13 protein-coding genes are annotated in these 15,778 nt (G+C 40.5%); 3 read left to right on the forward strand and 10 right to left on the reverse strand.

The window, feature by feature from the left end; genetic code table 11:
- Positions 1-1,134 (reverse strand): UDP-N-acetylmuramate--L-alanine ligase (locus tag ACEW8O_RS23765; RefSeq protein WP_373497120.1); only part of this gene is annotated, 1,134 nt, incomplete at its 3' end.
- Between the two features lie 255 nt (positions 1,135-1,389).
- On the opposite strand from ACEW8O_RS23765, the gene ACEW8O_RS23770 reads away from it, so the two are divergent.
- Positions 1,390-2,790 (forward strand): exonuclease domain-containing protein, encoded by a 1,401-nt coding sequence (locus ACEW8O_RS23770; protein ID WP_373497121.1) that lies wholly within the window; start codon positions 1,390-1,392, stop codon positions 2,788-2,790.
- A 67-nt stretch (positions 2,791-2,857) separates the two neighbouring features.
- Here ACEW8O_RS23770 and ACEW8O_RS23775 read toward each other — a convergent pair whose 3' ends face one another.
- The 9 genes from ACEW8O_RS23775 to ACEW8O_RS23815 form a co-directional block, all read right to left on the reverse strand.
- A complete protein-coding gene (locus ACEW8O_RS23775; protein WP_373497122.1) occupies positions 2,858-3,742 on the reverse strand; it encodes a DUF6807 family protein in 885 nt (294 codons plus the stop codon).
- A 41-nt stretch (positions 3,743-3,783) separates the two neighbouring features.
- A complete protein-coding gene (locus tag ACEW8O_RS23780) occupies positions 3,784-5,388 on the reverse strand; it encodes a glycoside hydrolase family 99-like domain-containing protein (protein ID WP_373497123.1) in 1,605 nt (534 codons plus the stop codon).
- A gap of 106 nt (positions 5,389-5,494) precedes the next feature.
- Positions 5,495-6,463, reverse strand: a complete 969-nt coding sequence (locus ACEW8O_RS23785; protein ID WP_373497124.1) for a transketolase family protein — start codon at positions 6,461-6,463, stop codon at positions 5,495-5,497.
- A gap of 1 nt (position 6,464) precedes the next feature.
- Positions 6,465-7,316: a transketolase gene (locus ACEW8O_RS23790; protein WP_373497125.1), complete on the reverse strand. Its 852-nt coding sequence runs from the start codon at positions 7,314-7,316 to the stop codon at positions 6,465-6,467.
- A 10-nt stretch (positions 7,317-7,326) separates the two neighbouring features.
- Positions 7,327-7,776, reverse strand: coding sequence for a thioredoxin-dependent thiol peroxidase (gene bcp / locus ACEW8O_RS23795; protein ID WP_373497126.1), 450 nt, complete (start codon positions 7,774-7,776; stop codon positions 7,327-7,329).
- Between the two features lie 25 nt (positions 7,777-7,801).
- The gene (locus ACEW8O_RS23800) at positions 7,802-9,730 is read right to left on the reverse strand and encodes a M23 family metallopeptidase (RefSeq protein ID WP_373497127.1); all 1,929 of its coding nucleotides are present in this window, start codon (positions 9,728-9,730) and stop codon (positions 7,802-7,804) included.
- On the reverse strand, positions 9,717-10,328 hold the full coding sequence (locus tag ACEW8O_RS23805) for a fumarylacetoacetate hydrolase family protein (RefSeq protein WP_373497128.1): 612 nt from the start codon (positions 10,326-10,328) through the stop codon (positions 9,717-9,719). The genes ACEW8O_RS23800 and ACEW8O_RS23805 overlap by 14 nt, the downstream gene beginning before the upstream one ends.
- 80 nt (positions 10,329-10,408) lie before the next feature.
- On the reverse strand, positions 10,409-11,089 hold the full coding sequence (locus ACEW8O_RS23810; RefSeq protein WP_373497129.1) for a response regulator transcription factor: 681 nt from the start codon (positions 11,087-11,089) through the stop codon (positions 10,409-10,411).
- Entirely contained in the window at positions 11,086-12,537 is a 1,452-nt protein-coding gene (locus ACEW8O_RS23815) for a sensor histidine kinase (RefSeq protein ID WP_373497130.1), read from the reverse strand. Before ACEW8O_RS23815 ends, ACEW8O_RS23810 begins: the two co-directional genes overlap by 4 nt.
- Before the next feature lie 128 nt (positions 12,538-12,665).
- Here ACEW8O_RS23815 and ACEW8O_RS23820 point away from each other — a divergent pair, with 128 nt between their 5' ends.
- Positions 12,666-13,409 (forward strand): GLPGLI family protein, encoded by a 744-nt coding sequence (locus ACEW8O_RS23820; protein ID WP_373497131.1) that lies wholly within the window; start codon positions 12,666-12,668, stop codon positions 13,407-13,409.
- A gap of 198 nt (positions 13,410-13,607) precedes the next feature.
- Positions 13,608-15,778, forward strand: a 2,171-nt coding sequence (locus tag ACEW8O_RS23825; RefSeq protein ID WP_373497132.1) for an outer membrane beta-barrel protein, incomplete at its 3' end; no start/stop codon positions are given.

Here is a 15,778-nt window from a genome sequence, read left to right on the forward strand (position 1 = left end):
CGCCACATCTGCCTTATCAAAGGTGTTGGCATAATTGTTTACAAAGTCTTTGTTTAAAGAACTGTAAGTATGTAATTCCTGCACAGCAATTAATTTTCTTTCCGGAAATTGATTTTTCACGGCATTCACTGTTGCTTCCAACTTGGAAGGCGCATGGGCAAAATCTCTGTAAAGAATTGAATTTTCTGATTTAGCTAAAACCTCCTGCCTTTTCGCAGCTCCTTTAAACTCCTGTATGGCCTCATAGAACTGCTCCTTGGACAGTCCAAGGCTCAGGCATATTTCCACTGCCCCTTGCAGGTTCTGAAGATTATGCTCTCCAAAAACATTAATAGGGATCTCACCTGAACCGGTTATCAGAGATGTGATACCATTTTTGATTTTGTAAGGATGTGCCTTGTAAGGGATAAGGTTGTTTATTTTTCCTTTTGCTTTTTGTCCCAGTTCATTGACATGTGCATCCTCTGAACAATAAATAAAGTAACCGCTTTCCGGTGTCATAACCACCAGTTTTTCAAACTGCTCTTTGTAAAAATCAAAAGTCGGAAACACATTGAAATGATCCCAAGCAATACCGCTCATCAGAAGGATATCGTGGTGATAATGGAAAAACTTTGGTCTCCTGTCCAGAGGAGAAGTCAGGTATTCATCCCCTTCGATAATTATAATGGGAGCATTGGATAATTTGACCATTAAGTCAAAACCTTCGATCTGTGCACCTACCAAATAGTCAAAGTCTTTGTTGTGGTATTTCAGCACATGCAGGATCATGGAGGTGATACTGGTTTTGCCATGTGAACCTGAGATAACAACTCTTTTTTTATCCTGACTCTGTTCATAGATAAATTCCGGAAAGGAAAAAACAGGAATTCCCAGTTCTTTGGCCTTTTGGAGTTCGGTATTGTCTATTCGGGCATGCATTCCTAAAATGATACCATCAAGACCTGAATGAACCTTTTCCGGAAACCAACCTTTTTCTTTTGGAAGTATTCCTGCTTTTTCAAGTCTGGTTCTCGATGGTTCATAGATTTCATCATCCGAACCTGTTACCTGATATCCCTTGGCTGCCATCGAGAGCGCAAGGTTGTGCATCACTGCACCGCCAATGGCGATAAAATGGTATTTATTTGTCATAACTAAACTACAAAGCCCAAAAGTAACAAATGATTTTTTGGAGGAGAGTAGTTGGGGGTTTATTTTTTGAGAAGTATGAAAGTTGAGAAGTGTGGAAGTTAGGAGTTAAGGATGTGGGGAAGTTGAAATGTTTAGAGCTGGTATAAATGGGTTTTAAGTGCAGCAAATAAATATGGACCAAAATTATCCGACAATTGCTGCCGCATAAGAATTGAAATTTGGGTAATAGTTTCGGAGATTGACTAATATTGAATATTGAAATCAGAAAAGATGCTGTTTGCTATTGTGGATATTGAAACGACAGGAGGCAACCCCACTCAGGGAGGGATTACGGAAATTGCTGCCTTGGTCCATGATGGGGAGAAAATCGTCGATCAGTTTCATACCCTTATAAACCCGGAAAGATTTATCCCAGGTTTTATTACCGGATTGACGGGCATTGACCAGCAGATGGTTTCGGATGCTCCGGTTTTTTCAGATATAGCCCATAGGCTATTTGAGTTTTTGAAGGACAAAGTGTTCATTGCCCATAATGTAAACTTTGATTACTCTTTTATCAGGGAGTCATTGAAAAAAGAAGGCTACCTTTTAGATGTCCCCAAACTATGTACAGTCAGGCTTAGCAGAAAGGCATTTCCGGGCTACAGGTCTTACGGTCTTGGAAGGATATGCGAACAACTTTCCATTAAAATAGAAAACAGACACAGGGCTTACGGAGATGCTGCCGCAACAGCTGTACTATTTGAAAAGATTTTCAGTACATGCCCGGAATTGGTATTGGGCGGATTGAAAAAAAACAACGGAGAGGCCTTTTTGCCACCAAATATCAGTAAGGAGCAATACCTTAAATTACCTGACGCTACAGGGGTTTATTATTTTCATGATGCCAAAGGTCAGGTGATTTATGTCGGGAAAGCTTTGGATATCAGGAGTAGGTTTAAAGGACATTTTTCCGGCAATACTCAAGATTCTGAAAAAACGAAACTCAGGTCAGAAATCCATGATATCAGTTGGGAAGTCACAGGTAGTGAATTTTTGGCATATTTGATTGAGTTGTTGGAAATCAGGAGACTATGGCCAAAATATAACAAAGCCCAAAAATTCAAGACCAGTTCCTGGGGTCTTTATCAGTATGAGGACAGCCAGGGATTTATCCGGTTTCAGGTCGGAAAATCAACGAAAGGTTTGTTCCCATTGATCCAATTTGACAACCACTCTGAAGGATGGAAATTTTTGATGGATAAAATCAAGGAATACCAACTTTGCCCCAAATTGAGTGGAATCCAAAAAGTGCCCAATGAATGTTATGATGTGAAAATAGGAAATTGTAAAGGCGCCTGTTGTGGAAAGGAGGATGTAAACGTTTACAATTTACGGGCAGGTGAATTAAAGGAGTCCCTGAACAGGCAATCAGGAAATCTTCTCATCAAAGAAAAAGGTAGAACCGCAGAAGAACAGACCGCTTTGTATTTTGAAAATGGAGTTTTTTCAGGGTATGGTTATTTCTCTGCAAATGAAACTATTGACCATGATGTTTTGGAGTGCCTTAAAAAAGTGAAACATTTTCCTGATTCCAGGTATATCCTGAGAGCTTTTATTTCCAAAATTTCCATGAGCAATATCATGTCAGTCAGAAACAAAGCAGAACTTTTTTGAATATTTCCATTTCCAAAATTATTCAAATCAAACATCATCGTTTCCCTCAAGTGTCAAAGGGAAAACCTCAATTTTTCCTATGGACAATGATTTTGTGTTGAAAACCCAAAGGGTTATCGTGAGGGATTTGTATGGGTTTTCTTCCCGGGAATGCCATGTTCTGCATGCTGTTTTTTTCCCTTAAGATCCAACCTTGGTAGGAGGGGAGTTCTTCGGTATTTCCTGTGACAGTGACATAATATGGATCGGTCTCATCATTGAATTTTCCAAACATGCTGACCTTATTTCCGGCCAACACCGCGTTCTCCTTCGGAATTATTCTTCCGTTTTCTCCCTCAAAAATTATAGGGTCAGGCAATTTCAATCTTATAGAAAATCCTCCATACCCCTTGCTGTCTTCCGAACCTCCAATATATATGTTGTCTTTTAGACCCTGAAGTTTAATATCAAAATCAAGTTCATAAGAATCGCTTGAAGTCCGTTCATAGATCACCTCCATGGATTCCACCACATATTCATTGCCGGCATCATCCAACCAAAAAACCACTGATTTGAGATAGGCTTTGTTATCTTCTATAGCAGTAAATACCCTTCTGACATCCCAGACAAAGTTTTCGCAAACCCAACCATTTCCCAACCTTTTGTCGCCTTCATACAATTGGTGCCATGCCCAATAAATACCCCGCTGATGTAGGTGGTCAGATGGAAAATCTTCAGTAATTACCCCACCGTCCAGGTCATATACAGGATGAAAATAATGGGCTCTGGGATATTTTCCATTCAGTGATTTTGTTTTTTTTTGGTAAAAAAACCTAGGTTTGCCATCTTCCAATAACCGGACACCATCCTCGGATTCTTCAAATACAAGTTGTTGTGCTTGTGTAAATCCAACAAATACCAAATGCAGACTTAATATGAGGGGGAATAGAATTTTATAAGGAAATCGAAACATGTTCATAAGGTGACGGGATTAGTATTCATAAAATAAGCCAATTATTTACCAAATACAAAAACCTCCTTTATCGCTTCCAGATAACTGAACCCATGACCTTCTGTCGGCTCAATATGATTTCCCTCCAGGTATTCATTCCAGCAACAGATCATTATTGTATTCCCATTGTTGGCCCTGTATTTTTCTGACTGTTTTTTGGCTTCCAATAATTTGGCTTTGAAGGTTGATTTGTTGCTGATAACTTTGTCTTTGGCCGGTTCACTTGGGAACCCTGTTTGTTGCGGCCATGTACCCCCGGCAGGCCTTCGGTCCCAACCCATGGCCACAGGGACTTGGTATTCAAAATCCTTGTCGGCTTGATAATACTCTGACCATTTCTGCCAATGACCTCTATAAGTCGCCCTCATGTCAGCGTAGCTTCTGTTTTGTTTTTCATAGAAACTATGATATAAATACGAAGTCATTCCCTCAAAGCCCATGGATTTTAGCCGGGGCACATAATCCTGTAAAAGCAATTTTTCGGTATATTTTCCACCTCTCCATGGTTCACGTGGATTGTTGGCCTGCCATTTAGTGTGCATGCCATAAGCCAATTCGTTTTGCATCATGACTCCTGAAGCCACAGCAATGAATTTTATTCCTTTCAATCCGGCCTTTTGGGCGAGACTATTTGACCTGTCCAACAACTGCTTCATTGAAACACCATAATAAGCTGCCCTTGCTTCCATATCCTGAGGGAAATAGAGATACACGATAGGCCGGTCATTCTCATCTCTTAGGTAATCCTTTCTTTTGAAATATTTATCAATCCACATTTGGGTGATCTTATCATGGACCTGGAGGTAAAGGTCTTTGGTCGGAGCCTCTCCAGGGTAGTTTCTGCCTTCAGCAATGCTTGCAGGAGAACCCATTTCAATCCATCCTGACCATCTTCCATCACTGTCATCGCACCAATTGATTGCCCATTTCATCTGCTTGGCGTTGGGTAGATTTGCATTTTCCCTTAACAGGACATCCAACTGTTCTGTCCATTGTTCAATACCCGGAACCGCTACCCGGCCATCTCTGCTGTTGTCCCTTTTCCATCCTTTTGGATAGTAAACTTTGGACTGTGGTCCAAAATTCAGGTGATAATAATAGTGCCTTCCATAATACCAGTTATAGGCAAAAAAATCAATGCCATACTCTTTCATATATTCCAATTGTTTTTTTGCCACCTGAGGATCATCTCTTTTATAAAATCCTTTCAAGCTTGCATGCGGTTTTTTATCCAAAAATGGCCCTTCATAAGGATATTGCCTGTTATAAATCCTTCCCCTTGGCCCCCAAGAATCGGTACTTTTGGAAAGTGCGCAGTTTTCTCTCCCTGTCAGGCAGGCCCAAAAACTGTCCACATCTACTTTTGGGTCAGATGAAAAATTCCAACTTGGCATAAAAAAGACACCAACCTTATTATCTTGTTGGTTGTTTGTTCTAGCTGTAATGGCTAAATCTTCAGTTGATTTTGAGGTATTTCTTTCGGTCAGATTAGTGGTTTCTTCTTCAGAAATTTTTTGGTCATTTGTTGAAGCCTTTTTGACACCACATCCATTTTGGACCAGACTTAAAAAAATGATGGATACAATTAAATGCGATGGGATTTTCATAAGGTACTTATTTTTAATTGAGCTTAAATTTAAAGAAGCATATAAAAATAAAAAACCGTTACGCTTAATATGCAACGGTTTTTTCAAAATTATTATAAATCAAATACTATTTTCTCTTCAAGGCTTTTTTTGCGGCCTTGACGATGTTTTCAGCATTCAGCCCATACTTTTCCAATAATTGGGTAGGAGTGCCTGATTCACCAAAGGAATCATTGACGCCGATATACTCCATTGGGGCAGGAGCATTTCTTGAAAGTACCTGAGCAATACTGTCTCCCAGTCCGCCATTTAGTTGGTGCTCTTCCGCAGAGATTGCACACCCTGTTTTTGCAACGGATTTCAATATCGCTTCTTCATCCAAAGGTTTGATGGTGTGGATATTGATGACTTCTGCAGAGATGCCTTCTTCTCTCAACATGGCTTCGGCAACAACAGCTTCCCATACCAGGTGCCCGGTGGCAAAAATGGTCACGTCATTCCCATCGATCATTTTCCAGGCTTTTCCGATTTCAAATTTTTGATCGGCAGGAGTAAAGATCGGCCAACTAGGTCTGCCAAATCGAAGATATGCAGGTCCAACATGGTCCACCAATGCCAAGGTCGCTGCTTTTGTTTGATTATAATCGCAAGGGTTGATCACAGTCATATGGGGCATCATTTTCATCATTCCCAAATCTTCGAGAATCTGATGGGTTGCTCCATCTTCACCCAATGTCAATCCGGCATGTGAGGCGCAGATTTTGACATTTTTGTCCGAATAAGCGACTGACTGACGGATCTGATCGTAAACACGACCGGTCGAGAAGTTGGCGAAAGTTCCTGTAAAAGGAATTTTACCACCTATCGTCAAACCTGCAGCAATTCCGATCATATTTGCTTCCGCAATACCTACCTGGAAAAAACGGTCGGGGAATTCCTTTTGAAAGGCTCCCATTTTCAATGAACCGATCAGGTCAGCACAAAGGCCGACCACATTGGGGTTTCTCTTACCTGCTTCCAAAAATCCATCTCCGAAACCCGAACGTGTATCTTTCTTTTCTGTATATGTATATTTTAAATCCAGTGTCTTTTCCATCTTAATAGTCTCCGAGTGTTTCTTCTAATTGTCCTAAAGCATTTTCAAGTTCGGCATCGCTTGGTGCTACTCCATGCCACTTGTGGGTACCGACCATAAAGTCAACCCCATGACCCATATCGGTATATAGCAGTATCAAAACCGGTTTGCCATTGCCTTTGAGTTTATTAGCTTTTGCCAAACCTGCCAGGACAGATTCCATGTCATTTCCTTTTTTGACTTCGATCACATCCCAACCAAAGGCTTCCCATTTGGCTTTGAGATTCATAAGATCCATTATTTTCACCGTAGGACCATCGATCTGCTGTCCATTGTAGTCAATGGCTGCAATGAGATTGTCCACTTTATGATGGGCTGCATACATGGATGCTTCCCATATTTGACCTTCCTGCTGTTCCCCATCTCCCATCATCACATAGACGGTTTTGTTGTCACCGTTCAGTTTTTTGGCCTGAGCAGCTCCGATGGCTACTGAGAGACCCTGTCCCAACGAACCTGAGGCAATTCTGATTCCGGGAAGTCCTTCATGCGTAGCAGGGTGTCCCTGAAGTCTTGAATCGATTTTTCGGAAGGTTGCCAACTCTTCTGGTGAGAAGTAGCCACTTCTCGCTAGAACACTGTACCATAGTGCAGATACGTGCCCATTGGACAAAAAGAAAAGGTCTTCATTCTTTCCATCAAAATTGAATTTGCTGTCATGCTCCATTTCATTGAAATAAAGCGCCACGAAATATTCACATAGGCCTAATGCTGCTCCGGGATGGCCTGACTGCACTGCGTGAACCATACGTAGACAATCTCTCCTTACCTGGGAACAGATTTGTTTGAGTTGATCAATTGACTTTTTCTCCATTGGGTTAGGTTTATTTTAAAATTTGGTTTGAGTGTTCTTTGGTATTTACTTTTTCAATGATTTCTTCCAGATTTCCATTTTCATCAATGATGAAAGTTGTTCTTGCAGTACCCATATAATTTCTGCCATACATCGATTTTTCTACCCAAGTGCCATAAGCTTCATGCACCTTTAAATCTTCATCAGCGATCAGAGGAAAAGGTAGATTTAGTTTTTCAATGAATTTTTGGTGGGACTTTTCGGAGTCAGAACTCACTCCCAAAACAATATATCCTGCCTTTTGCAAAGCCTTATAATTGTCTCTAAGGTTACAGGACTGGGCGGTGCAACCGGGAGTATTGTCTTTTGGGTAAAAATAAAGGACAACTTTTCTGCCTTTAAAATCTGCCAATTTGATAATGTTTCCATTTTGGTCTTTGGCTTCAAAGCTTGGTGCTGGTTTTCCTACTTCTAATGACATCTTGTTTATAGTTTATGTTGATGATTTATTTAATAGTGGTAGAATATTTGGATTCATTTCCGGCCATATCCCTCACTTTCAATAAAACCTCTCCGATAAAAGGTTGTTTATCTGTTTTTTCGGACCAAATGACATTTTGTTTGTGCTCATAACGCATCAGCACCCACTTTCCATCCACAAAAGCCTCAAATTCTCTTATACCGGATTTATCATCTTTGATCACAAACCTCAACTCCGAAGCATTTATCCTGACAGGAACAATTGAGGGAGGTGTCTTATCTTCATCTATTACAAAAGTACCAAAATTTCTGGTTTTGAACCGGATATCATCCGATTCCCACTCACCTCCGACAAAAGATTTACGGCCATTTTCTGACTGTTGATAGACATGAATGTTCTTTTTGTCACCCGAAAATCCTGCATTGCGGAACACTACTTCCATATTGGATTGAAGAAACTCACCCGGACTGTTGATTTTCAAAGCCGGTTTTCCTCCGCTTATACGCTTTTCCATTCTTAAGTAAAGATCGTCTAACAGCGTGTTTTCCGAAAACCTGATTTCTGCATCCTTATTTGCAAAAGTGACCTCTTCACCAAATGGTATTTTGATAATCGCATCAGGTCTGATAACCTCTGTACATAAATCTACAGAATCAGGAACTCCATAATTCATATCCCAAAGGTAAGTCCTTCGTCCATCTACCGAATATGCGGGAGGGATTTCCATTTCAAGACTTTTTACGAATACCTTAGCCACGGTCCCCCATTCCGAATATCCTGTTTGGATCATCATGATATTCCTGTCATAAGTAACAGAAGTGCTTTGATTGGCTTTGTTAATATTTTTTCCAATGTGAAAGGGGATTTCTTCTCCTTCGATCAGCATGGTTACAATCCTTGTATTTCCAAGGAAGTCTTTCATGTTAACCTGAAGCTTTTTTCTCTCACCTACTTTGGTTGATACTGCCCCGGCAGAAATGGAGTCAGGTTCATAGATCTGCATCGGATTATTGGGATATTGATATAGCCTGATAAAGCGGTTTTGGTGTGTATGGGTCAAAAGGAACCTGCCCTTATTGAAGTCTATATGGTCAACATTGACGCGATAGAGTGGTTTTTCATCATCCATCAGTTCATATATTGGAACCCCAAAAATATTGCTCACCCCATCCATCTTATCCACTGCATACACTTCAACTCCGACTCTTCCCGATATTTTGATCAGATCAGGTAGGATATATCTACCCCCTTCCATGACACCTGTAAACTCCTGTCTCTGGAATTTGCCATTTACCCGGGAATCAATATCAAGTGGCCTTAAAGCGATCTTGTAGAGAATAGGAGGGATCTTGTCCACCACTTCCTTAAATCCAAAAAAGAATGGATCAATTGCCCTGTCCAAACTGTCCCTGATTTCGAAGTGAAGATGGGGTCCACCTGAGCCACCTGTATTTCCACCGTTACCGATTACTTCACCTCTTTTGACAGGGAGAAATTCGGGATCGGGAAACACTTCCAATTCGTTCTTTTTGGCGAAATACATCTCCTTTCTCATAAAATCCATGATCTTGGGGGAGAGGTTTCTTAGATGTGCATAGACGGAAGATTGGCCATTGTGGTGCTTGATATAAAGCACGTTGCCGTAACCAAAAGATGAAACCTTGATCCGGTAGACATAGCCATCCGCAATGGACAAAATAGGTTCTCCATCGACTCCGCCTATTTTGACATCAATTCCGGAATGAAAATGATTGGGACGTATTTCGGAGAAATTTCCTGACAACAGGTTTCTTTGACCTGGCTTTACGGGAAAAAGGTAATTAGCCGGGTTATTTCCATCAGAAGACGGCAAAGTATCTAGGGGTGAAAATTTGGCAGCATAGCCATTCCATTGGATAGAAAATCCAAAAGAAATCAACAAAAACAAGAAATAGGGGTAATTACTTGACTTCAAAATCCAACAGTTTTTTATCTTCAATAAATGCTTCCAACCGGTCTCCGATATTTACCTTTCCCACTCCCGCAGGCGTTCCTGTATATATGAGATCTCCTTTTTTTAGGGTAAAAAATTTTGACACGTATTCAATGATCGTCCCAAAATCAAACAGCATCATGCGGGTATTTCCTTTTTGTTTTTCCTGGCCATTGATGAGTAAATGGAAATTGATGTCATTGAGTTCCTTAAAAGTAGAAACAGGTAAAAAATCCCCAATTGGTGCGGAACCATTGAAAGCTTTTGCGATTTCCCATGGAAGACCTTTTGCCTTGCACTTGTCCTGCAGATCCCTAGCTGTAAAATCTATCCCAATTCCGATTTCTTCGAAATAACGGTCAGCAAATTTTTTTTGAATGTGTTTACCCTCTTTTGAGATTTTTAGGACCAATTCAACTTCATGGTGAATGTTTTCAGAAAAATCCGGATGGTAAAAAGGTGCATTGTTTTTTAGGAGGGCGGTATCAGGTTTTAGGAAAACAACAGGTGCGGATGGACGTTCATTTTTGAGTTCCTCGATATGTTCTGCGTAGTTTCTTCCAATGGCAATGATCTTCATAGGTGTTCCAAGTTGGCAAGACAAAGAAAAGCAATTTTGGATTGTTCACACAGGGATTTGGGATAAATGGAAGATAAATTTCAAACAGAAAAATAGTAACCAATCCCCTTGATGGTTATGATTTGGATACTGGGGTCGGCTTTGAGCAGATCACGGAGCTTTGTGATATAGACATCGAGGTTTCTGGAATTGAAATAGCTGTCATCCCCCCAAAGCTTCAATAATATATCCTTTCTTTCGGTGGTCTGATTTGTTTTGTCAATCAACATCATCAAAATACCTGCTTCCTTATGGGATAATCTTTTAGTCTCTCCATTGGGATCCATCAATTCAAATTTGTTCGGGTGAAACACAAACTTTCCAAAGGCTATCTCCTGTTTCCCATTTTGCTTATGGCCCTTGGTCAAGCACAGGAGATTTTCAATTCTGACGATCAATTCCTCCAGGCTGAACGGCTTTTTGAGATAGTCATTTCCCCCTGATTCAAACCCTTTCAAAACATCCTCAACCTGACTTTTGGCTGTCAAAAAAATGATGGGCATATCCGGTTTGATCTGTCTGATGGCTTTGGCCAATTGATAGCCATCCATTTTGGGCAGCATGATGTCAAGGACACAGATATCGGGTTTTGATTCCGGAAATATGTTCAATGCAATTTTTCCGTCTTCAGCCATGATGACCTCATACTTTCTGGTTTGAAGGCTTTCCTTTACTATTTTCCCCAAAGCAGGTTCGTCTTCTACATAGAATATCTTGGTCATATTTTCTGGAATTGAAGGGTGAATGTAGATCCTTTTCCAAGCTGTGAATCAAGAGAAATCTTGCCTCCATGAGATTGAGTGATGGCAGCGACCTGTGCCAAACCCAAACCGTAGCCTTTTACATCATGGAGATCCTGTTGGGGAACACGGATAAATTTTTCGAAGATTTCTTTTTGATATCCCTCCGGAATGCCGATTCCTTTATCGGAAATTTTAAGCGTAATTTTATGGTCCGATTCATGTAAATGAACATGGATGGATTTATGATCCTTGCTGTATTTGATGGCATTGTCCAAAAGATTGAATATGACCAAGCTGAGCTGTTCCTCATTTCCATATATTTTGAATTGCTGTCCTTCTTTTTGGTAACTGAATTCAAATGATTGGGATTCCAACATGGGCCTGAATGAATTGATTCTCTCTTCCAATAAAACATCCAATTCCAAAGGCCTGAAATTCACTTTTTCATCTTTTTCCAAAACACTTGATTTGAGGATGTTTTCGGCCATGGCGGTAAGTCTTATCAGTTCATTCTTGGCAATCTGAATATATTCCTTTCGGGTTTCCATATTGTCTTTGGCCCCAAAGTTTTCCAATGACTCCAAGACTATGGCTACGGTGGAAACAGGGGTTTTGAGTTCATGGGTTATATTGCTGATGATGTCGTTTTTGAGCAGGTTGAGCCTTTGTTGCTTTAGCATATTGCTGTACATGGCAAACATGGACCATGAAATAAAAAGAACCACCAATACTGCAAACAAGAAAGGGTTGAGCATTTTCTTCAAAAGAAATCCACGGTATGCCTCAATGTAGCCAACTATTCTGGTTCCAAAAGGAACCCTGATTTCTTCCAATGAAATGGCATTTGAAGGAATCGGGCCGGTTTCCTGCATCACCTCGTATCTTCTGACTTTGGCCTCAAGGGGGCAATCGTTTTCTGCCAAAATTTCATTGAAGCGGGTTTCTATAAGTTTAGGATCCAATGATTCCCTGTTCATCCTAAAGGTGAATTTCCTGTCTTCCTTCAAGCTGTCTATCCCCATCATCAAAGGCCTGAAAACCCTCCTTAAGGAATCAGCAAATCCAGGATTTCCTGTACTGATTATTTGAATCTGTCTGTTTGAACCAAAGATGGTGTCATTTCCATTGGATTCTCTTGTCACTTCAATTCGGACACCTCTTAATGAATCCTGAAAGGGGAAATTTCGGAATTTAGGAGAGGCAAAAGCTGTATCCGGAATACCGGGAATAAAAACCGGATTCAGATCTTTCAATACCAATGAATCCAGCATTCCGGTAACCGTTGTCGCAAAAAGCAATCTTGTTTCTTGCTTGAGGCTGTTTTTATAGTCTTTGTAGACAGAAGCCAGCCAAAAAAACTGTACCAGGATCAGTACCATAATACTCCCTATCATCAGGACTAAATACAGTTTGTTTTTCTTTTGCATGTGGCAAATATATTAGGTTTTGTAAGGCTTTAGGCAGCCCATTAACCTTAATTAACCTTGTATTTAGGTTGTTTAACCTAATCCTATTTTTTCCCGGATTACTTTTGAATATCCAAAACCCAAAGGTTATGAAAAAATACATTTTAGCAATTCTTGTTTGTGCCTCATGGGCATTTATTTCCAATGAAGTCTCCGAAGGGGTGATCACATATACCACCAAGATAAATTTGCACAAAAGAATTCCTGCTGACCGGGAGGAAATGAAAAATATGATTCCTGAGTTTAATACTTCTCAAAATCTGCTTGTATTCAATGCCCAGGGCTGCTTATATAAGGCTGTTCCGCCCGATGAAAACCCCTTTGACTCCCAAGGCGGTCAAGGAAGTGGACGGATGGTCATGAGAATGGTCAATCAAAATGAGACCTATTTTGACCGGGATGAGGATATGATGATCCAGTTAAGGGAATTTATGGGAAAGAAATACCTGACCAAAAATGATTCGAAAAGAATTCCATGGAAATTGGGTTCGGACACCAAAGAGATTCAGGGCTACTTATGTAAGAATGCTTTTTTCAAAGATGAAAATGAGAGGGAAATTCTTGCCTGGTATACTGAAGAGTTAAGAATTCCCATAGGTCCTGATCGTTTTCATGGCCTTCCGGGACTGATCATGGAAGTGAATATCAATGAAGATGAAATTGTCATTACTGTCGAAAAAATGGATTTCAGAAGCCTGAAAAAAAACGAACTGAAAGAACCAAAAGGTGGACAGGAAATTTCAGATGAGGAATATAGGGCCATGATGGAGGAACAATTGGAGAAAATGGGAGCACAGGGACAGGGGGGATTTAGGATGATGATCAGGAATTAGAAGCGAGAGATTAGAACCAAGAACCAAGAGCCAAGAATCAAGAGCCAAAAATCAAGATTTAAGAGCCTATTTTAGGGGACCAAGAAGATTTTTCGTCATCCTTCATCCTTCATCCTTTATTCAAATCTAAAATTTCAAATCCCACCCACCAACGAGAGTAATGCATCTCACATCTCATATCTCATATCTCAAGAACATATGAAACCAACCATTACCATAATTCTTTTTATAGCAATAATTTTCTCCTCCTTTAGCCAATCCGGCAGATGGTCGGTTTCGGGAATTATTCAGGATGAAAAAGGGCAGGCGTTGTCTTCTGCAACCATTACACTTTTAGATCCGGGAGATTCTACTTTGGTGACTTTTGGGGTGACCAATCCAAGCGGGGCATTTGAGATCAAAAACCTTAGAGATGAAGTTCTTTTGATGCAGGTGTCTTTTGTTGGATTTGAAACACATCATCAAAAGATTACAAGACCTAGTGAAGGAAATACATTTTCTCTTGGTACTGTCAAGCTTATGGAGGCCACAGCAGATTTGGATGAGTTTACCATTGAAGCTATTGCCCCTGTTACTATCAAAAAAGATACTATTGAATTCCATGCGGATGCATTTAAGACCAATCCCAATGCAAATGTGGAAGACCTGTTGAAACGTCTTCCAGGTGTGGAAGTGGACAGTGATGGAAACATCAAAACCCAAGGTGAAACTGTCCGAAGGATTCTGGTGGATGGCAAGGAGTTTTTTGGTACCGACCCCAAACTGGCTACAAAAAATCTATTGGCAGAGGCGATTGAGAAGGTTCAGATTTTGGACAGAAAATCAGACCAATCCCAATTTACCGGAATCGATGATGGGCAACGGGAAAAGACCATCAACCTTCAGTTGAAAGAAAGCCACAAAAAGGGATATTTTGGAACTTTGAACGGCGGATTGGGAACTGACAACAGGTATGGGCTGAAAGGAAATGTGAACAGATTTACCGACAATCAACAGCTTTCATTTCTTGGCATGTCCAATAATACCAACGAGCAGGGATTTTCCATTAATGAGTATATCAATTTCAGTGGGGGAATGCAGAATGTTATGTCAGGTGGTGGGGGACAGATGCGCATTACGATTGGTGGGGCAGGTAATCCCATCCCTCTGAACAGTGGTCAGCGGGTCAATGGCATTATGAACAGCCATGCTTTTGGAACAAACCTGAACAGGGATTTCAACAAAAATACGCAAATGAAAAGCAGCTATTTTTTCAACATGATTGATCATCAGATTACCCAGAATACTGACAGGTTGAATTTTTTCCCATCAGGTGATTTCAATTTCAATGAACTGAGCAAGCAGGACAACCTCAATGCAAACCATAGACTCAATCTGATCATTGATCACAAGATTGATACCCTGAACTCATTCCGCTCAACCACTTCTGCAAATTTCACCCAAACTGATAGGGTATCCAACAGCATCACTTCCAATACTGACTTGGAAGGAAATCAACTCAATCGGGGCGAAAGGACCAATGTAAATGCAGGAGACAGTTATCAGATGAATTCTGAGTTTTTGTTCAGACATAGGTTTCTAAAGCCCGGGAGAACCTGGTCTGCTAATTTGAATTTTGGGTTCAACCAAAGTGATTATGAGGGAAGTCTTTATGCCGAGAATGAGTTTTTTGGTAGCAATCCTGAATTGGAAGTGATCAGGCAACAAAACTCACAGTTTAACTCTGCATTTAACTATGGTGCAAATCTTTCTTACACAGAACCTTTGGGAGGAAGAAAATACCTGGAGCTTGTCTATAATTTCAGACAGAACCATAACCGGGTTGACCGACAGGTTTTTGATTGGGAAGGTGAAAGTTTGGTATTTAATGAACAATTGAGTAACCGGTTCAACAGTTTGTACACCTACCATAGACCTGGAGCAAACATTAGCTATAATGCCGGCAAATACAACCTGGTCGCAGGGGTGGCAATGCAAGCAACAAATTTAAATGGAGAATTGCTGATTCATGATGAGTTGATTCAAACCCAATTTGAGAATATCCTACCAAGCTTAAGGTTTAATTATAGTTTTTCCAACACAAAAAACCTGGGATTCAATTACATGACTTCTGTCACCGAACCAACTATTGAACAGCTGCAACCGGTCATCAACAATGCAGATCCCTTGAATATTTATGTGGGAAATCCAGAGCTTAGGCCTGCCTTTCTGCACAATTGGGGAATCAACTACAACAGTTTCGATATCGGAAAATTTATCAGTCTTTTTGCCAATGCCAATATCAATTATACCCAAAATGCCATAGTCAATTCCCAAAGCATTGATGAAAGACAGATCCGGACCATCATCCCTGTCAATGTAAAAGAAAG

Origin of the sequence: Aquiflexum sp. (assembly GCF_041749095.1) — a bacterium.
GTDB lineage: Bacteria > Bacteroidota > Bacteroidia > Cytophagales > Cyclobacteriaceae > Aquiflexum.

Bases quoted from the DNA above. Each gene is read 5' to 3' on its own strand.
- ACEW8O_RS23775 (WP_373497122.1), bottom strand. From the start codon at position 3,742: ATGTTTCGATTTCCTTATAAAATTCTATTCCCCCTCATATTAAGTCTG.
- ACEW8O_RS23780 (WP_373497123.1), bottom strand. From the start codon at position 5,388: ATGAAAATCCCATCGCATTTAATTGTATCCATCATTTTTTTAAGTCTG.
- ACEW8O_RS23785 (WP_373497124.1), bottom strand. From the start codon at position 6,463: ATGGAAAAGACACTGGATTTAAAATATACATATACAGAAAAGAAAGAT.
- ACEW8O_RS23790 (WP_373497125.1), bottom strand. From the start codon at position 7,316: ATGGAGAAAAAGTCAATTGATCAACTCAAACAAATCTGTTCCCAGGTA.
- bcp (WP_373497126.1), bottom strand. From the start codon at position 7,776: ATGTCATTAGAAGTAGGAAAACCAGCACCAAGCTTTGAAGCCAAAGAC.
- ACEW8O_RS23805 (WP_373497128.1), bottom strand. From the start codon at position 10,328: ATGAAGATCATTGCCATTGGAAGAAACTACGCAGAACATATCGAGGAA.
- ACEW8O_RS23810 (WP_373497129.1), bottom strand. From the start codon at position 11,089: ATGACCAAGATATTCTATGTAGAAGACGAACCTGCTTTGGGGAAAATA.
- ACEW8O_RS23815 (WP_373497130.1), bottom strand. From the start codon at position 12,537: ATGCAAAAGAAAAACAAACTGTATTTAGTCCTGATGATAGGGAGTATT.
- ACEW8O_RS23820 (WP_373497131.1), top strand. From the start codon at position 12,666: ATGAAAAAATACATTTTAGCAATTCTTGTTTGTGCCTCATGGGCATTT.